Annotated in this window: 18 protein-coding genes; 11 read left to right on the forward strand and 7 right to left on the reverse strand. The window is 63.0% G+C overall.

All coding sequences use genetic code 11. The annotated features are described in order from the left end of the window. Window positions 1-58: 58 nt before the first annotated feature. Both VF515_15240 and coaD read right to left on the reverse strand, forming a co-directional pair. On the reverse strand, window positions 59-1,234 hold the full coding sequence (locus tag VF515_15240) for a pyridoxal phosphate-dependent aminotransferase (GenBank protein ID HEX7408983.1): 1,176 nt from the start codon (window positions 1,232-1,234) through the stop codon (window positions 59-61). Between the two features lie 96 nt (window positions 1,235-1,330). Next, window positions 1,331-2,476 (reverse strand): pantetheine-phosphate adenylyltransferase, encoded by a 1,146-nt coding sequence (gene coaD / locus VF515_15245; protein ID HEX7408984.1) that lies wholly within the window; start codon window positions 2,474-2,476, stop codon window positions 1,331-1,333. A gap of 101 nt (window positions 2,477-2,577) precedes the next feature. Here coaD and VF515_15250 point away from each other — a divergent pair, with 101 nt between their 5' ends. Continuing rightward, the gene (locus VF515_15250) at window positions 2,578-3,288 is read left to right on the forward strand and encodes a thioredoxin domain-containing protein (GenBank protein ID HEX7408985.1); all 711 of its coding nucleotides are present in this window, start codon (window positions 2,578-2,580) and stop codon (window positions 3,286-3,288) included. A gap of 73 nt (window positions 3,289-3,361) precedes the next feature. On the opposite strand, the gene argJ is transcribed toward VF515_15250, so the two are convergent. Beyond that, window positions 3,362-4,597, reverse strand: coding sequence for a bifunctional glutamate N-acetyltransferase/amino-acid acetyltransferase ArgJ (gene argJ / locus VF515_15255; GenBank protein HEX7408986.1), 1,236 nt, complete (start codon window positions 4,595-4,597; stop codon window positions 3,362-3,364). A gap of 122 nt (window positions 4,598-4,719) precedes the next feature. On the opposite strand from argJ, the gene VF515_15260 reads away from it, so the two are divergent. Continuing rightward, window positions 4,720-4,911: a twin-arginine translocase TatA/TatE family subunit gene (locus VF515_15260; GenBank protein HEX7408987.1), complete on the forward strand. Its 192-nt coding sequence runs from the start codon at window positions 4,720-4,722 to the stop codon at window positions 4,909-4,911. Here VF515_15260 and VF515_15265 read toward each other — a convergent pair. Continuing rightward, complete coding sequence (locus tag VF515_15265) at window positions 4,902-5,603, reverse strand: DUF3426 domain-containing protein (GenBank protein HEX7408988.1); 702 nt, start codon at window positions 5,601-5,603, stop codon at window positions 4,902-4,904. The two genes, VF515_15260 and VF515_15265, sit on opposite strands and share 10 nt — an antisense overlap. A gap of 310 nt (window positions 5,604-5,913) precedes the next feature. Between VF515_15265 and VF515_15270 the strand changes: the two genes are divergently transcribed. Next, window positions 5,914-6,657, forward strand: coding sequence for a glycosyltransferase family 2 protein (locus VF515_15270; GenBank protein HEX7408989.1), 744 nt, complete (start codon window positions 5,914-5,916; stop codon window positions 6,655-6,657). Between the two features lie 50 nt (window positions 6,658-6,707). Here VF515_15270 and VF515_15275 read toward each other — a convergent pair whose 3' ends face one another. Further along, complete coding sequence (locus VF515_15275; GenBank protein HEX7408990.1) at window positions 6,708-9,464, reverse strand: flippase activity-associated protein Agl23; 2,757 nt, start codon at window positions 9,462-9,464, stop codon at window positions 6,708-6,710. A 95-nt stretch (window positions 9,465-9,559) separates the two neighbouring features. Here VF515_15275 and VF515_15280 point away from each other — a divergent pair, with 95 nt between their 5' ends. The 3 genes from VF515_15280 (at window position 9,560) to VF515_15290 (ending at window position 11,049) form a co-directional block, all read left to right on the forward strand. After that, window positions 9,560-10,315 (forward strand): dolichyl-phosphate beta-glucosyltransferase, encoded by a 756-nt coding sequence (locus VF515_15280; protein HEX7408991.1) that lies wholly within the window; start codon window positions 9,560-9,562, stop codon window positions 10,313-10,315. 293 nt (window positions 10,316-10,608) lie between these two features. After that, entirely contained in the window at window positions 10,609-10,854 is a 246-nt protein-coding gene (locus VF515_15285) for a DUF1902 domain-containing protein (protein HEX7408992.1), read from the forward strand. After that, window positions 10,855-11,049, forward strand: coding sequence for a type II toxin-antitoxin system HicA family toxin (locus VF515_15290; GenBank protein ID HEX7408993.1), 195 nt, complete (start codon window positions 10,855-10,857; stop codon window positions 11,047-11,049). Between the two features lie 57 nt (window positions 11,050-11,106). On the opposite strand, the gene VF515_15295 is transcribed toward VF515_15290, so the two are convergent. After that, window positions 11,107-11,538 (reverse strand): archease, encoded by a 432-nt coding sequence (locus tag VF515_15295; protein HEX7408994.1) that lies wholly within the window; start codon window positions 11,536-11,538, stop codon window positions 11,107-11,109. A 519-nt stretch (window positions 11,539-12,057) separates the two neighbouring features. Here VF515_15295 and VF515_15300 point away from each other — a divergent pair. Continuing rightward, window positions 12,058-12,423, forward strand: coding sequence for a hypothetical protein (locus VF515_15300; protein ID HEX7408995.1), 366 nt, complete (start codon window positions 12,058-12,060; stop codon window positions 12,421-12,423). Window positions 12,424-12,561: 138 nt separating this feature from the next. Beyond that, the gene (locus tag VF515_15305; GenBank protein ID HEX7408996.1) at window positions 12,562-13,512 is read left to right on the forward strand and encodes a DUF3187 family protein; all 951 of its coding nucleotides are present in this window, start codon (window positions 12,562-12,564) and stop codon (window positions 13,510-13,512) included. A 68-nt stretch (window positions 13,513-13,580) separates the two neighbouring features. On the opposite strand, the gene VF515_15310 is transcribed toward VF515_15305, so the two are convergent. Beyond that, window positions 13,581-14,351, reverse strand: coding sequence for a class I SAM-dependent methyltransferase family protein (locus tag VF515_15310; GenBank protein ID HEX7408997.1), 771 nt, complete (start codon window positions 14,349-14,351; stop codon window positions 13,581-13,583). Window positions 14,352-14,556: 205 nt separating this feature from the next. On the opposite strand from VF515_15310, the gene VF515_15315 reads away from it, so the two are divergent. From VF515_15315 to VF515_15325, 3 genes are all read left to right on the forward strand, one after another. Further along, on the forward strand, window positions 14,557-15,576 hold the full coding sequence (locus VF515_15315; protein HEX7408998.1) for a creatininase family protein: 1,020 nt from the start codon (window positions 14,557-14,559) through the stop codon (window positions 15,574-15,576). Between the two features lie 62 nt (window positions 15,577-15,638). Next, window positions 15,639-16,577: a TIGR03560 family F420-dependent LLM class oxidoreductase gene (locus VF515_15320; protein ID HEX7408999.1), complete on the forward strand. Its 939-nt coding sequence runs from the start codon at window positions 15,639-15,641 to the stop codon at window positions 16,575-16,577. Between the two features lie 57 nt (window positions 16,578-16,634). After that, window positions 16,635-17,459 (forward strand): universal stress protein (locus VF515_15325; GenBank protein ID HEX7409000.1); only part of this gene is annotated, 825 nt, incomplete at its 3' end.

Raw genomic sequence — 17,459 nt, forward strand, 5'->3', positions numbered from 1 at the left:
AAAAGAACCCTGGGCCACAAGCCATAGGCCACGCGCCACAAGCGGGGCCGAAGGCCCCCTACGCCAGCTGGCGTAGCGCAGCGTCGATGCGGTCCAAGCCGCGTTCGAGATTCTCCATCGAGGTGGCGTAAGAGATACGAATGTTCTCGGGGGAGCCAAAGTCACTGCCGCCCACCACCGCGACGTGCGCCGATTCGATGAGGTACGCCGCCAGATCGTCGCCGGTCTTGAGAGCCGTGCCGGCCGCTTCCCGATTGAGGTACGCCGAAACGTTCGGAAAGACGTAGAACGCCCCCTGAGGCTTCGTGCAGCGGATGTTGGGAATGGCCCGCAAGCGTTCCACCACGAACTCCCCGCGCCGTTCGAATTCGCGAACCATCTGTGCCACCGTATCTTGCGGGCCCGCCAAGGCCTCAACCGCCGCCGCTTGCGCGATGGACGAGGGATTCGACGTCATTTGCCCCTGCAGGGTGCACATGGCTTTGATCACATGCGCCGGCCCGGCCGTGTAGCCGATGCGCCAGCCCGTCATGGCGTACGTTTTCGACACCGAGTTGACCACCAGCGTCCGCTCGCGCAACTCCGGCCGCAGGTGGAGAACGTGCGTGCGGCGGAACCCCCCGTACACCATCATTTCATAGACATCGTCTGAAATGACGATCAAATTGTGCCGCGCAATGACGTCAACGAGAGGAGCCAGCTCCGCTTCGGCGTACGCCGCCCCGGTCGGATTGCTGGGGCTGTTGAGGATGACCGCTCTGGTATGCGCGTTGATTGCGGCTTCCAATGCCTCCGGGGTGAGCCTGAACCCGTTCTCTTCGGTGGTGCGGACGATCCGTGGCGCGGCCCCCGCCAGCACCAGCATGTCCGTGTAGCTGACCCAGTAGGGAGCCGGGACGATGACTTCGTCGCCGGGGCCGAAGAGCGCCTGAAACGCCACGAAGAGAGAGTGCTTGCCCCCGCAGCTCGCCAGCACTTCGCGCTTGTCGTACACGAGGCCATTGTCACGTCGTAACTTGGTGACGATGGCCGACTTGAGCGCGTCGGTGCCGCCCACCGGGGTGTACTTGGTTGCCCCGCAGCGCATCGCTTCAACCGCAGCGTTCTTAATGGGCTCCGGGGTGTCGAAGTCCGGCTCACCGGCACCGAAGTCGATGAGATCGGTCCCCTGCGCGCGCAGCGTCGTTGCCCGCTCCGCAACGGCCATGGTGGCCGAGGGCTTGATCAGACTCACTCTGCTGCTCAATTTCATGGCTCAATCTCTACAAAGCCATACCGACACGCGGCTGGCCATCGGCATGGGTGGGTGCTGCTCCGACAAATGTGAAGTTCAACGTTGCGGCCGGATTTTCTTCAAGAGACGGTGGTAGACAGCATCCGGGACCAATCCCCGCACCTCGCCGCCCAAGCTCGCGACCTCTTTGACCAGCCGGGATGCTGTATAGAAGTGGGTCTCCCCCGCGGCCATGAAAAACGTTTCGATGTGCGGCTTGAGGTGGCGATTCATCATCGCCATCTGAAACTCGTACTCGAAGTCAGACACTGCCCGCAGACCGCGGATGATGGCACGTGCGCCCACTCTTTCGCAGTAGTCGACGAGCAGCCCAGTGAAGCTGTCGGCGGTGGCCCGAGGAGCCGGATCAGCGAGTGCCTCCCGGATCATGGCTACGCGCTCTTCCGCGCTGAACAGGGCGCGGTCCTTGTGCGGATCGCTGGTACCGCCTGCAACCGCAACGATGATCTGATCGAACACTTCGAGGGCTCGGCAAACGACATCGAGGTGACCGTTGGTGAACGGATCAAACGATCCCGCGTACACCGCACGGCGGGCAGGTTCCACATTGCTTGGTTTGTTGGGCATACCTTCTTCTGCCACGTACAGCGCGAGGCTTGTATTTCCATAGCGCCGACTCTGGGTCAATCGCAATGGCCCGCAGGCTGGTGGCAGGGGCTCGGTCACCTGCTGTTCGGCAACCAGCCAGGCACCCGGTCGCAGCAACCCGTGCTCAACCACCAGCGAGAGGGTGCGCTCGGGCAACCCTTGTCCGTAGGACGGATCGAGCAGAATGCCATCAAAGCAGGCACCTTCCCGCCCGAGCTGCGCCAGGGCGCGGCCCACGGCGATCGGCAGCACACGGCAGCGCTCCTCGAAGCCGCACAGCCGCACGTTCTCGCGTAGGACCTGCAGCGACGCGGGCGCTTGCTCGACAAAGGTGACAGCAGCGGCACCGCGGCTGAGTGCCTCGATGCCCAGAGCGCCCGTGCCGGCAAACAAGTCCAGCACCTGCGCCGATTCCAACGTGAAGCGGCTTTCCAGAATGTTGAAGAGCGCTCCCTTGACCTTGTCAGCCGTCGGCCGGAGCGCCATGCCACGTCCGGCACGCAGTCGGCGCCCTTTCGCCGTACCGGCAATGACACGCATGGCTAGCCAATAGTGAATCGCAACAACCATGGCAACGCCGGCAGCGCCCTGCATGCAGGCTCCCCAGCGCCGGGCAACACAGCGCCGCGGCAACCCTTGTGTCCCCCCCTGGCGGCGGCTAAAAGAAGGCGACGCGCATTTCCGAAGGAGGCTCTATGCGACACGTTGCTGCCATGAGTATGCTGGTGCTTCTCGCTGGTTGTGGAACGAACAGCGAGGACATGAAGAAGTTACAGGACTCGCAGCGCCAGATTCTGGCGAAGCTGGGAGACCTGGAGAAAAAGGTCGAGCAGATCTCAGCCAAACCCGCAGCACCGCAAGCGCCTCAGATCGACCCGAACAAAGTCTACAACATCCCGGCGGGGAACTCTCCCTTCAAAGGCCCGGCCGATGCTCCGGTGACCCTGGCGTTGTTCTCCGACTTCCAGTGCCCTTTCTGCTCCCAGATTCCCGGTTTGGTGGATCAACTCCTGAAAGCGTATCCGAAAGAGGTCAAGTTCGTGTATAAGGAGTTCCCGCTCGTCACCATCCACCAAAACGCGATGCCCGCCGCGCGCGCGGCTGTGGCGGCAAGCAAGCAAGGCAAGTTCTGGGAGATGCACGACAAACTTTTTGCCAACCAGCGCGCCCTGCAGGCGGACAACCTGAAGCAATACGCGAAGGACATCGGGCTCGACGCTGCCAAGTTCGAGCAAGACCTGGCTTCGCCCGACGTGCAGAAGGAGATTGACGACGACGTCAGGCTGGCCCAGCAGTCTCAGGTCAGCGGCACGCCGACGCTCTTCCTCAACGGCAAGCGGGTAACGAACCGCACCTTCGAGGGCTTGAAGCAAATGGTGGAGGAAGCCCTGAAACAGAAATCGTGACGTGTGATTCGTGACGCGTGACTCGGGAAGAGTCGACGCCGAATCACGGATTACGCCTCACGAATCACGATCATCACGTCCGATAGGCTGAGTTGAAGCGAACGTAATCCAGGCTGAGGTCTGAGGCCATTCGATACGCCTGGGCCTTGCCTGCGTGGAGGTCCAACGTCAGGGAGAATTCCGCGCGCTGGGTCACCGCAGCGGCACGCCGCTCGACTTCTCCAACGATCTCCCGCCCGCGGCGGACGACCTGTACATCATCGAGATACACATCCAGCTTCTGCGGATCGAAAACGGCCCCACTGTAGCCGGCAGCGCACACGAGACGGCCGGTGTACGGGTCACCGCCGAAGAACGCCGTCTTGCACAACGGTGAACGAGCAATGGTGTCCGCCACGCGGGCCGCATCACGGGCGTTGCGGGCGCCCCGGACAGTGATATCGACCACCTTGGTTGCACCCTCGCCGTCTTTGACGATGAGCCGCGCCAGCCGCGTCATGGCCCGTGTCACCGCCTGAGAAAACGCCGGGAAAGCACGCGAGGCCGGCGTCAGGGCAGCATTCTTTGCCAAGCCGTTTGCCATCAGCACAACGGTGTCATTGGTACTCGTATCCCCGTCGACAACAATCGCATTGAAGGAGTCCGGCAGCGCCAACTGCAGGGCTCGCCGCAAACCCGCCGCCGACACCGCCGCGTCGGTCAGGACATACGCCAGCAAGGTGGCGTGCCCGCCGGGCGTTCCGGCTACGGCCATGCGGGGAGCGATCATGCCCGCCCCCTTGGCCATGCCGACGATAGTCACCGTCGTGCCGCCGATCTCAATCGTTTCCGTGGTGAACTTCGCAAACGCGTCCGTGGTCATCATGCCTTCGAGCGCATCATGGAAGCCATCCACAGCCAGGCGTTTGCACGCCGCGCGCACGGCACGTTGGACACGAACGCGCGGCAGGGGAACACCGATACGGCCGGTTGAAGATGGGATCACCAGGTCTGCCCCGATGCGAAGTTCGCGGCTGACGATGGCGCACATCTCGCGCGCCACGGCGAGACCCTCACGGCCGGTATAGGCGTTGGCATTGCCGCTGTTCACGACAATCGCCTGCAGGCGGCCGGCGGCCAGGCGTTTGAGGCCGACCTGCACCGGTGCGGCCTGCACCCGGTTGGTCGTGAAAGCGGCGGCCGCCGCCGCTGGCACATCGGAACAGATCAGGGCCACGTCACGGGCACCACTTTCCTTCAGTCCACCGTGGACGCCGGCAAATCGGAAGCCCTGCAGGCGCACAGGCTTTCGTGGCACGCGAACTTTCATTGTCTCCTCCCGCCGGGGCGCATACCTAAGCCGAACAGCATCGGCGGTCAAATCGGCTACGCGTGACGCGCCTTGCGCCGCGAGCCTCCAATCACATATAGTTGATGCACGGAGACCCGCGCATGTTTGGAATGGGCATCGGCGAGTTACTGGTTATTTTGGTGATCATCCTGATCATCTTCGGCGCCGGGAAGCTGCCCGAGATCGGCGAAGGCGTAGGGCGTGGGATCCGGAACTTCCGCAAGGCCATCAAAACGCCGGATGAAATCGATATCACGCCGAAGAACGACGACGAAACAAAGAATCAAACTTGATGTTGCGCGGCAACGACCTGCGCGCTGAACTCCGCGGGCTCTCGGGGCGGGTCCATGAACACGATCACGAACGTTGACGACTCGCCCGGTTCGATCATGAAGCGTTTCGGGGGGCTGAGCTTCTGCAGGATCGACAGTTCACGCGGCGTAAGGTCCTTGAGCACCTTCGCCGAAATGACGTTGCCACAGTAGATGGTTTTCTCGTCCAGCGCGCGGCCGTCTCGGCCGTACAACTTCCCGGCAATCTGCACACTATGCAGGGCCACCGGCGCGGTGTTGAGGGCCTTGCCGGTGATCACGAACACGTCCTTGCCGTCCTTGATGCGCTGGTAGTTGCCCACCACGTCGGACAGCGCCACTTTGCGCCTCAGCAGGCGGTCGTCCCCCAGATGGCCAATTATCGGCAACCGTCCTATGAGCCGATCGCACAGGACCGGGCTGGCGAAGAGCGCGCGCGCCAGCAGGCCATAGGAGGCAACGACAATGCCGAGGAAGATGAAGATGGGGGTGATCGTACTTGACTCGCGGCGACGCGGTTCCCGGGCGGCAGTACGCCGGCGCGGGGCCCTCTCGACCTCATCCTGTTCCTCATCCTCCTCAATACGAGGGGGAGCCGTGCGCGTCACCATGGGCGTGTCCGCTTCCTCGGGAACATCATCGGGCAAAGAAAACTCCTCGGACTTCTCTTCCATGCCCAGGGTGTACTTCTCGTCGGGTTCGGAAACAGTGAGTTCATCGGCCGGGGCCGCCGTTTGCTCTTTCCATGCGGGTTCGTCAAAAGGTAGCGTCAGGTTCTTGTCCGCGGCTGGCGTGGCCTCCTCAGCAACGGGCGGAGCTGGTGCCGGGCGCTTTTTGGACGTTGGCGCCGGGAAAGTGCGTTGGCACCGCGAACACTTGAGCATCGGGCTCTTGCCGGTGAAACGGGCCGAATCGATCTCGTAGCTCGTAGAGCAGTATGGGCACTGAACGATCATGTCCCGACCAGGGCTGGGGGAAAATTGTATGGCGAACGAATCAAAAAGCAAAGCTCCAAGCGGCACCGTCCACGAGCTGTCGGTGGTCTTGCCCGCCTTCAATGAAGAAGCCAACGTCGAAAGGGTGGTGCGGAGCTGTGCCGCCTACCTCGACGCGCACATGCCCGACTACGAGTTGCTGGTCGTCAACGATGGTAGCCGCGACCGTACCGGCGAGATCCTGAATCGGCTGCAAGGGGAGTTTGTCCGGCTGCGCCCGTTGCACCATGCGCAAAACCAGGGGTACGGCGCCGCGTTGCGCACCGGCTTCGGCGCCGCCACCAAGCGTTTTGTCTTCTACATGGATGGCGACGGCCAGTTTGATATCGGCGACCTCGATCACTTGCTGCCTCTGGCGACTGACGAAGATCACATCGTCACCGGTTTTCGCATCGAGCGGCGGGACCCTTTCATTCGCCGCCTGAACGCCAAGCTGTTTGGTGGCTGGCTGGTGCGGATCATGCTGGGCGTCCGGGTGCGCGACCTCAACTGCGCCTTCAAGCTCATTCCGAAGAAGGTGCTGGATAATATCATCCTGGAGTCACCGGGGGCCCTCATCAATGCGGAGCTGTACGGGCGTGCCGTGCGGCGGGGATTCGGCATCAAAGAAGTCGGGGTACACCATTATCCTCGTTCCGCCGGCGTCCAGACGGGGGCCCATCTCGCGGTGATCATCCGGGCCTTTTATGATCTCTTTCGCCTGCGCCGGAAGATTCTTGCCGGTGATCAGTGATCAGGGTTCAGCAGTTCGCATCGGAGCTGAAGGCTCACAGCTGAACGCTTCTATTTCGTTCCCGGCGGCAGAATGAACTTCTCGATCCGGTGGTTCATGGTGTCGGAAACGTAGACGGCGCCTTGCTTGTCGGCGGCAATGCCGATCGGCCGGTTGAACTCTCCGCGGCCGGTGCCGCTCTTGCCCCACGAGGACACCAGGCTGCCGTTCGAATACCGTGCGCAGCGATGGTTGAAGGAGTCCGTCACCACTAGATCCGCGCCCCGCATGGCCACGTAGGGTTCGGTATAAAACTCCTCCCAGCCCGAGACGAAGTGCTCCTTCACGAACTTCCCCTGCCGGTCGAAGTACTGCATGCGGTGATTGCCGGTATCGGCGACCGCAACCTGCCCGTTGTCGTCCACCGCAATACCAACCGGTTCGATGAACTCTCCCTGTTTGGAGCCCTCGTGGCCCCAGCCTGACAGCTCTTTGCCGTTGGTGTCGAAGCTCACCACGCGCTTGTTGCCGGTGTCCGTGATGTAGACCGCACTGTTATCGGGCGCAACGGCGATGCCACGCGGCCCCCAGAGGTTGGCCTGTGCGTGCCACTCTTGGAGGAATTTGCCGCTGGCGTCGAATTTCTGGACCCGGTGGTTCCATGTATCCGCCACATACACCGAGCCATCGGGCCCGACGGCAACGCCGCACGGGTCCTTGAATTCGCCAGCCCCCTGCCCTTCGTGTCCCCAGGTCAACAGTGGTTTGCCATCGGCGCCGAGCTTCTGGATGCGGTTGTTCTTGCTGTCGACGACGTAGAGATTGCCGTTGGCGTCGGCGGCAAGTCCACGCGGCTCATTGAACTGGCCGGGAGCGGTCCCCTTCTCCCCCCACACCGCCACCGGCTCCAGCACCGACGGCCCCATGGAGTAATTTCGCGCCGCGGGAGGCGGGTTCACAGCTACCGCGGCGAAGGTCATCCCCGGTTTGACGTCTTTCAGCGCGAACATCACGGCATCGCTGGAACCCACCGGGCTGAAGGTCTCGCGGGTGAGGAGGAAGCGCACGAAATTGGTCAGATCGAGCTTGCTCCAGTCCGGTTCCCACCAGCCGCGGATCTGGAAGGGAATCCTTTCATAGCGGTCGCCCAACGCTTGATCGATGGCCTTGGCAGCTTCCGGATCGATGATCACCACAGGCGTATCAACCGTGCGCACATCGGCCGCCCAATTCACCGGGTAGTGACGCAGATACCAACTCAGGGGCCAGGTCGCGTTACCGGACACCGCCAGGCGGGTCTGCGTTCCCGTGCCGAGCGTGCGAGCGATCGCTTCGATCCGATCCATCACCTTCGTATGGATGTCGTATGTCGATTGCACGTAGGCCAGGAGCTCCGCATGGCGTTTGGCCGGCGCCTCCTCCGGATGCGGCGCATCGTAGAGATAGTTGCTCGAAATCAGGGTCCACACCGTGAGCGTCCCACACAAGGCCAACGCCAGCGCCGGCGCCGGCCGCAAGAGGGCGCGCCGCTGGATGAGCTGGCCGAACCACATGGCCGCCAGCAGCGCGGCGGGGACCAGCATCGGCACCAGAAGCCACGGCACCTTCTCCTGGGCCCAGCTGTAGAACCCGATGTTGCCCATTGCCCAGATCGTCAGGAAGCGAGTGAACCGGTCCGGGAGCCATCGCCGCATGAGCGTCGGTCCGGCCAACGCCAGCGCCATCAACAGCACCAGGGGGGCGCGGGTGGGCGCCGCAAAGAGGCACACGACGAACCCGGCGGTCGCCGCCGCCGTGGCGTACGCCAGTATACGTGTGGATGCAGGTTCCCCTGTCCGAGCGCGCAGCAAGGGCCCCAGCAGGAGCAAGAGCGCTGGGAAAAAAATCAACGGTTCGTAAGCTACGAAATGGGGGAAGTAGTACCACCAGGGCCCACCGATGCGTTTGATCTCGTGCTGTCCCCACCAGTAGCTCAGAGCCCGATTAACGGAATTCCAGTTCTTCGTATGGGTGAGTAGCGAGGTGTACAACAGGAGCCAGATCACCGCGAAGATGATGGCCGTCGTGACCAGCGGGATGAGGGCACGCCGCAGCAGCCCCGTCGTCTCACTGGTCACGCCACGCAGGGCCGTCCGCCAATCGGCCGCGTGAACGACTTCCCACACCGCCATGCTGAGCAAACTGATGAGGAAGACCGGGAACAGCGCGTACATGTCTTCCTTGGTGCAGAACGCAATCGCCAGCCCGGCGCCGGCGAGATAGAGATTGCGTGCCTGGCGTGTCTCACCGTAACGAAAGACAAAGTAGATGGCCGCCAGATTGCCGAACGCCATGTAAATGTCGTGCCGCAAAAAGCGGGTGAAATACGTCAGGCTGGGCGAGAAGGTCGCCAGCACCAGGAACGAGAGCGCCCCCCAGCGCCCGAGATAGCGCCGCAGTGGCCACGCGAAGGCGAGGAGCCCCAACCCGAATGCGACCGGGCTGAGGCGGGCGGTGAAGTCGGAGTCACCAAAGAGGCGGAGAGCGAGCGCGGTGGTGTAGTACAAGAACGGCCCGTGGTACACCGGATCGTACTCATAGGCACCGACGCCGTCTTGCGTCACCTTCCAGGAAAAGAACGCGTGGATCGATTCGTCGTGGTGATAGGGACGCACCCCAAGGAGATACAGACGCGCGAACACCGCGATGGCGAACACGGCGATGTACACACACCGCTCCAGGCTCAGGTTGCCGACGACGATCCGATCAAGAACGCTCGGAGATAGCTGCTCGCCCCGCGGGCGCGCCGCCGAGTTGGTCATGTTGCGATCAAGAGCACTCTCTGCCATAGGACCCAAATGTCACGCCGATCTCAGCCTGCGGGGAAAGATGCCCGTGTGTATATGTGGCCGGTCGCCTTGTCAACAAACGCTGCTGCAGCCCAATGAAGCTTTCCGTCGTCATCCCGGTCTTCAACGAAGCCGCGCGCATTCTCCCGTCGCTCGAGTGCCTCTTCGCCTACATGGATCAGCACCACCCCGACTACGAGGTGCTGCTGGTCGATGATGGCAGCACGGACGGCACCGCCACCCTCGTACGGCAACAGTTCGCGCGCCGCTCACAGCTGCGCATCCTGTCCTACACCGGCAACCGAGGCAAGGGCTACGCCGTGCGTTTCGGCTCCGTGCGTGCCGCGGGTGACACGGTCTTGATGACGGATGCCGATCTGTCGACGCCGATCGAAGAACTCGAGAAGCTGCTGCCGCTGCTCGCGCAAGGGTACGATCTGGTGATCGGCAGCCGGGCGCTAGCGCAGTCCGAGATCCGCAGGCGGCAGCCGTTTTACCGCGAAAGCGGCGGCAAGGTGTTCAATCTGCTGGTCCGTTTGATCGTGTTGCCAGACGTGCATGACACCCAGTGCGGTTTCAAGGTCTTCCGGCGGGAGCCGCTGTTGCCGGTCCTGGAGCAGCAGCAGATCGACGGCTTCGCTTTCGACGTCGAGATGATCGCACTGGCGCGCGCACGCGGCCTGAAGGTGGCCGAAGTGCCCGTCGTGTGGATCAACTCTCCCACGTCGCGCGTTCGCATGCGGGCCGCCCTTCGCGCCTTCGCCGATCTCGTGCTGATCCGCAGGCGAGTGCGGCAGGCGGGGACGAGGACGCAACAGGTCAGTGCGGCGCGGCCGGACGCACCCAACTAGTGTCATGAGTCGCAACTTCCTTGAAGATATCTTTTGGAATGAACCGTTCGTCGAGGTTCCCCTCCTTACCAAGGAGGGGCCAGGGGAGGTTGGAAAGCTGACGGTGTCGACGGCTGGCGATGGGATGACGACCTGCCGGGGTTCGGCCTGCGCGTACCCCCGTCCGGCGTCAAAACGCTGCGGCCGAAGCCGTGGGCGCCCGCCTTGCAGCGGCGATGGCACGGCAGAGCAAGAAAGCCGATAATGTGGTAACCTTCGAGCGTAAAGCATCGCAACCGAAGCGAGGGTGAGCAATGGCGGATCATACCTACACCGTGAGAGCCGAATGGGACGGCGAGGAGGCAACATGGGTTGCGGAAGGCGAAGACGTGCCGGGCCTGGTGACCGGTGCCGATACCTTCGAAGCGCTCGTTGAGAAACTCCGGGTGATGGTGCCGGAGATGCTGGAGCTCAATGGCGTGCTGTCGGCGGAGGAAGCGGCTGCCGCGCGCTTCACGGTGATTGCCCACCGTACCGAGCACGCCCGCGCTGTGGCGTAGGTGGCGGACTACACTCCGGAGTTGAAGCGCCTCTTGCGCTCCGCTGGTTGCCGCTTCGAGCGTAACGGGAAGGGCAATCACGAAATCTGGTTCAGCCCGATCACCGAGCACCGGTTCCCGGTCGACGGCAAGATCAAGTCACGGCATTGGGCCAACATCGTGCTGAAGCAAGCGGGGTTGCCGAAACAGTTCTGAAGTCTGCGGCGAGCGGCCAAGACGGTTCGGCCGGTTCTTCACCGCCTAGTTTTGCGGCTATACGTCCAGGACTACCGTCGCCTCCCACCCGCCATTTGTCCGCCGCATATCCAACCGATGCAAGGTCACGGCCTTCACGTCAGCCGACAACTCATGACGGATCGGATCAATACGTTCGCCCTCCAGCGTCGCATCCACCACCCAGCGGCCAGCCTGCTGCATGATGCGGACGCTGGTGGGTCGCAGCAGGAGTTGTTCGGTGTCCTTGTGGTAGATGAGCTCCTCCAGAAACTTGAGCAGCGCCAGGTCCAGCGCTTCGTGTTCGACGTGGAGTCCACGCCGTTCCCGCAGCCGCAACGCCGCAGCGTTGGCCAGCATCACCTCCAGGGTCGCCGCAGCCGCGGCCGTAAAGCATTCTTCCCGCGTTGCCCCGGAGGCAATGAACCCGACATCCGCGGTGAACGCCTCTTCAAGAAAGCGGTAAGGCATCCGCGTCAACCCTTGACGCTACCCACCGGTGTCGCCCGCTGAGGCAGGGCCGAACGGGCAGCGCCTGGAGCACCCATGCCCATGAGCCTACCATCACCGGCTGGCATCGCAACAACCCTGCCGCGAGTTGGTGCCGGCCCTGGAGCTGTGCATCCGGCGGATTCAATGTCAACCGGAGTCGGAGGAAGATGATGAGTGCCAAACAGCCGTGCCACTTATCCTCGACAACGTCCGAACCTTCGAAACCTAAGCCGACGCGAAACCGGTCGACCTCGTGGAGCCGCCACGCGGCGTCGGCATGCATGAGACGGCGCTCCGCGCGGATTTGTGTTACGATGCGGCGATGGTAGACAAGGTGAAAAAGCCCAAGGTAGTCCGCACCCAGCAAGAGAGCGAAGACACAACGCGGCCTGTGAACCCTGATGAGGATGATGCGCTCATCCTAGCAGGTGGGCTCGCTGTACTTCCCATGCTTTTCCGTCGTCGCCCTCCTTCACGCACTCGACCCCGGTCTTGATCGTGCCGCACCACCATGAGCCGCAGATTCCCCTCGCCCTGGAGGCCGTGGTCACACGCCTCGGAGAGCTCGAGGTCGTTTTGGGAACGCAGGTCGCCCCGACGCTGGCGGCCGTGCGGGCCACCTTGGTAGCCGCCATGAGCGCACGTGACCGGGGCGACGTACCGGCCGCAATCGGACACATCGGGCAAGCGATGGATCGGCTCACGGCCCTGGCGGATCAGCTCGATCCCGCGGAAGCCACGCTCATGCGGGCGCTCGCCGGCACCTTCCGCGCGGCCTTGCTGCAGGGTGACGAATCCCGGGTCAAAGAGACGGCTGCGACGATGTTCCAGAAGTCGGGGGCCGTGGAACGGACGAAGAACTGAAAGGGTTCCAGGGTTCCAGGGTTCCGGGGTTCCGGGGTAACTGATCTGATCCGGAGAACGCCGACCCGAACCCTCGAACCCTTGACCCCTCACCTACAGCGATACGTCTTTTGCATTGCCGTTCTGCTCTGCTCGGCAGTGCCGCTTTCTGTTCGAGGAGGCGAGTTCTCCGGTTTCGGGCCGATACCGGTCCGAAACTTTCAGCCGATCCAGTTGATCTTTCTCAACCTGCCGTTTGAGCGCGCCCGGGTGCTGCAACCAGGGGAGTTCACGCTGTATCTCGAATCGGTCGAATCCAACGAAATCGCCACCAACCAAGACACCATCGATGCGCTGCTGAAGTTCGAAACCAATCGGACGGTGCTGGGCGGGAGTCTGAGCCCGGCGCGCAACCTGGAGCTGGGGCTGGGCGTGCCCTTCATTTCGCGGTTCGGCGGTTTCCTTGACCCGTTCATCAACGGCATCGAAGACGTCTTCCAGACGTCCAACCCCGAACGGCACTTGTTCCCCGACAACACCTTCGGCGACTTCTCTGTCCGCCGTGGAGATGTGCCGCTGTTCCAAGGCAGGAAGCAGCAGTTCGAATTGGGAGATGTCTGGGCCAGTGCCAAGTACGAAGCCTGGCACGCGCCCGGCCTGCCGATCGTCGCTGTACGTGGGGCCTTCAAAGCTCCCACGGGACGCGCCAGCGGAGTCTTCGGCAGCGGCAAACCTGATTTTGGGTTGGGCGTGGCCACCGAGTACCAGTTTCTGGACTGGCTCATCGCCTACGGCAATCTCAACGTCACCTACCCGGTCGGCCCGATTACCCCAGGGCACCTGACGCTCAATCCCATGCTAACGGAAGGCGTAGCGGGAGAGGCGCGGCTGTGGCGCCAGCTCTCCTTTGTGCTTCAGCAAGAAACCTATACGAGTCCGTTGCACGGAACCGGCGCGCGTTTGCTCGACGGCACGGTGGTCGAGCTGACGCTCGGCCTCAACTTCGCTTGGAACCCGTTCCTCTTCCAACTAGCCGCCGTCGACAATATCAGTCCGGTGGTCAGTGCTGCCGACTTCAGCGTCCTCTTACGCATGACGTATCAAAGGTGAAGGAGGATGCGTGATCCGTGATTTGGGCGAGAGACCGATCTCGAGGCCTCTTCATCACGCATCACGGCTCACGACTCCTGCGGTTTCCACCCGATCAGCGCGAAGCCCTGCGGCTGGCTGAAGCGTTGATCGATGTTGGTAAAACCGGCGTCCCGCAACCACGTCGCGATCGTTTCTGGTGACCGGATCGCCGGGCTGGCACCAAACGAATCGACCCCCCTGGCGTTGGGCGTCGCCAGCGTGGTGCAGACAAAGCACCCTCCGGGGCTGAGATACGAGAACGCAAGCCGCATCACCGTGCGCACCGCCTCGTCATCCCGAAGCAGCTGAAACACCCCGACGGCAAGGATGATGTCGGGATCATGCCTGGTCAAATAGCTGGCCTCATCGGTGGCATCACCGACCGCAAACGTAAAGTTCTGGAGATTCTCGACAGCCACCAGTTCTCTGCCGAGGACGAGTTGGCGCGGATCGCGGTCGTGCGCGGCGATGATCAGGTCGTCGCCGCCGTACTCGCGCGCCAGCTCACGCAGATAGGGGGCGGTGCCAGAAGCGAGGTCGAGAATCATCGTCGTCCGTCCCGCCGCCCGCCGCAGGGCGACGATCTCCGCCACGATGGCCTTCGTCGTCTCAGTGCGCTGTCGCAGGCCCTGCCACCGGCGTGAACGCAAAAACTTCTTATCGACCCAACGTCCGAACGGTCCGCTGCCGCACGGCTGATTACGGCAGGCGTACTCGAACACCGCACCCGACTTCGAACCGTAGTCCACCACCAGCCGCAACCCTTCCGAATAGCGGGCAAGAAAACGGACGATGCCTTTAGAACCAAGCAGGGGCACGGGTTTCTACGATCCAGGACGTCGTCACTTAGGATACCTGCGAAATTGTCGCAAGGGCTACGCCAGCTCTTCCTGAACTCCCCGTGCTCGGCAACGGCCGGCCAACCACGCGCCGAGCTGCCCATCGATCCTATCGATCCTGTCGATCCTTGCGGCCGTTGATCCAAGCGCGCTAGAGTGCGGTCTCACATCGGGGAGGGTGGCCATGGCTTACGTTCGCGCGGAGGAGCTTTCGTACACGAAGGTGCGTGCGCTCGACATGAGCCGCACCATTTGCTTCCAGCCGGTCAGCGCCCTCGAAGTCCACGGTCCGCATCTGCCGTTGGGAATGGACCTGTTCATGGCGCGGTGGATGGCGGAAGAGACCGGGCGCCGTTTTGCGGACGCACACCCGGATTGGACCGTCGTGCAGCAACCGCCGCTGCCCCTCGGCACGGACGAGCTGCCGCTGGCAGGCTCGATGAACGCGTCACAACGGACCGTGTACGGTGCGGTCACCGCCCATGGGACGTCGTTGGTCCGGGCCGGCTATCGCTACGTTGTGGTGACCAACGGCCACGGCGGTCCGCGGCACGCGGCGGCGCTCGAGGCTGCCTGCCGCCGGGTCAGCAAACGCCACCGCATTCACATGTTCATTCCATCGAACCTGGCGTTGCATCGGATTGTCACCGGCCAGCGCTTTGACACAGTTGAATCATTGCTTGGTCGCCCGCTCACCGACGCCGAACGCCGCGGGCTACTCGCCGGCGAACACGCAGGGAGCTGGGAGACGTCGTTCATGCTGGCGGAACGGCCGGAACTGGTGGAGCCGGGCTATGGACAGCTGGGTCTCGACGGCCCGCCCCCCTTCAAGCCCCTGGCAAGGCTCGGGGAACGGCTGGTCCGTTGGCGCAGCCGCCGCGGCCGCCAGACGGCAAAACTGCAGGAGGCATTTCATGCCCTGTCAGGAGGAATCGGGTGGCTGCTCAACGCGCGCTACGGCTACGGCGGACCGGTAGTCAGCTACCAGGGTGATCCGTCCGTGGCCTCCGCCGAGCTGGGCAGGACGTTCCGCGAAGTCATGGCGCAAGAGTGTTTGGCTATGGTGGAAGCGGTGACCGCCGGCAGACTGGGCGCGACAGATGTCCGCAGCATCGCCTCCGACTACGCCGCCATTCAGCCGCACTTCTGGCCGCGTCTCGGCTTCGCCCTCGCCGCGGTGGTGTTGGCCATTGTGTTTTTCTAGTCGACGGTTGACAGTTGCGCGTCAACAGCCCAAGAAGACGGCGCCACGAGCGATAGGCGCGTATGACCCTGTTCGGCGTTCACACCGGCCCGCAAAACTGCACGCTCGACGATCTGCGTCAGGTCTGGCATTTGGCGGACCGTTCCGGATTCCACTGGCTGTCGATCTGGGACCACTTCTACCCTGCCATGATCATCCCCGGCGACGCGCGGGGCCCCTGCTTCGAAGCGGTGTCCATCATGACGGCGCTAGCGGCCGAAACCACGCAGGCACGCATCGGCAGTCTGGTCTATTGCATGGCGTACCGTCATCCGGCGGTTTTGGCGAAGGCCATGGCCACCATCGACCACGTCAGCGGCGGCCGCATGGAACTCGGCCTGGGCGCGGGTTGGAGCCAAATCGAGTTCGAGGCCTATGGCATTCCGTTCTTGCCGATCAAGGACCGCTTGGACCAGTTGGAAGAAGGCGTGCAGATCATCCGCGGCCTGTTCACGCAGGAAACCACGACCTTCCTCGGCAAGCACTACTGCGTGACCGAGGCACGCTGCGAACCGAAGCCCGTGCAGCCGCGCCCGCGCATCTGGCTCGGTGGTCAGGGCGAGAAGCGCCTGCTCCGAATGGTGGCCAAGTACGCCGACGGTTGGAACGTACCGTTTCTCGGCCCGGAGCTGTACGCGCAAAAGAACCAGGTGTTGACCCAATGGTGCGAGAAAGAGCGGCGCGATCCGCACACCGTGCTGCGCACCGTCAATGTCGGCTTGGCGATCGGCCGCGACGAAGCTGAGGCCCAACGCAAGCGCGCAGCGCTGCAGGAACAATTCGGGGTCGCCCTGGGTTTCCTCGAGTCCGGCATGCTGATCGGCACGCCCCAGCAAGTCATCGATCGCATCGGCGAGTACGTCGATGCGGGCGCGGAGTGGATCATTCTCGCCCTGCGCGGGCCATTCGATGTCGAGGGGCTGCAGGTGTTCATCGACCGGGTACTGCCGGCCTTCCGGTGAGTCCTCAGTGTCTTGAAGCTCTGCGCCGGAAAGTGGTAGAGCACAAGGAGTCACCCCATGATCAAGACCATCCTGATTGGACTCGACGGCTCGGAACACTCGCGCACGGCGATGCGCTATGCCCTGTGGCTCGGCCAGCAGTTGGGCGCCACCGTGATCGGCCTGCATGTGGTCGATATCGTTTCGATTGAAGGCTCATTTTTTCACGACATCTCCGGGTCGCTAGGCTTCGAACCGTACTTGGACTTCTCCTCCAAGATGCGTGAAGTGTTGCACGAGCGCGGCAAGGGGTTGCTGCAGGAGTTCACCGACCACGCGACACAGGCCGGGGCGCGCAGCGATACCGTGCTCGGCATGGGCGTCGTGGCCAACGAAATCGCCGAGCAGGCACGCACGGCGGACCTGGTCGTCATCGGACACCGCGGCGTCAACGAGAGGTTTTCGACCGGACTGCTCGGCAGCACGGCGGAGAGCGTCACACGCAAGTGCCCGAGGCCGGTGTTCATTTCAACGGTGGAATTCCGTCCCATAAGCCGACCGCTCCTAGCCTACGATGGCAGTCAACGTGCGGCGGCGGCCATGCGTGCCGCAGCCGACTTCTGCGTCTCGCTGTCATTACCGCTGACCGTACTCACCGTGGCCAAGGACTCGGAGAGCGGCGACAAAGTCATCGGCGACGCCCGCAAGTACCTGGCTCCATACAACATCGAGTCCAGCTGCGTGGTCCAAACCGGCAACGCACCGGAGCAGATCGTTGCGTACATCAAGGAGCACGGCTTCGATTTGATGTTCATCGGCGCCTACGGCCACAGCCGCATCATCGAGATGGTCCTGGGCAGCACCACCGAGTACGTGCTGCGCAACACCAGCTGTCCGGTCTTT

This window comes from Candidatus Binatia bacterium (genome assembly GCA_036382395.1).
GTDB lineage: Bacteria > Desulfobacterota > Binatia > HRBIN30 > HRBIN30 > JAGDMS01.

Coding starts and splice junctions, on each gene's coding strand:
- coaD (HEX7408984.1), bottom strand. CDS start 2,476: ATGCAGGGCGCTGCCGGCGTTGCCATGGTTGTTGCGATTCACTATTGG.
- VF515_15250 (HEX7408985.1), top strand. CDS start 2,578: ATGCGACACGTTGCTGCCATGAGTATGCTGGTGCTTCTCGCTGGTTGT.
- argJ (HEX7408986.1), bottom strand. CDS start 4,597: ATGAAAGTTCGCGTGCCACGAAAGCCTGTGCGCCTGCAGGGCTTCCGA.
- VF515_15260 (HEX7408987.1), top strand. CDS start 4,720: ATGTTTGGAATGGGCATCGGCGAGTTACTGGTTATTTTGGTGATCATC.
- VF515_15265 (HEX7408988.1), bottom strand. CDS start 5,603: ATGGAAGAGAAGTCCGAGGAGTTTTCTTTGCCCGATGATGTTCCCGAG.
- VF515_15270 (HEX7408989.1), top strand. CDS start 5,914: ATGGCGAACGAATCAAAAAGCAAAGCTCCAAGCGGCACCGTCCACGAG.
- VF515_15275 (HEX7408990.1), bottom strand. CDS start 9,464: ATGGCAGAGAGTGCTCTTGATCGCAACATGACCAACTCGGCGGCGCGC.
- VF515_15280 (HEX7408991.1), top strand. CDS start 9,560: ATGAAGCTTTCCGTCGTCATCCCGGTCTTCAACGAAGCCGCGCGCATT.
- VF515_15285 (HEX7408992.1), top strand. CDS start 10,609: ATGGCGGATCATACCTACACCGTGAGAGCCGAATGGGACGGCGAGGAG.
- VF515_15295 (HEX7408994.1), bottom strand. CDS start 11,538: ATGCCTTACCGCTTTCTTGAAGAGGCGTTCACCGCGGATGTCGGGTTC.
- VF515_15315 (HEX7408998.1), top strand. CDS start 14,557: ATGGCTTACGTTCGCGCGGAGGAGCTTTCGTACACGAAGGTGCGTGCG.
- VF515_15320 (HEX7408999.1), top strand. CDS start 15,639: ATGACCCTGTTCGGCGTTCACACCGGCCCGCAAAACTGCACGCTCGAC.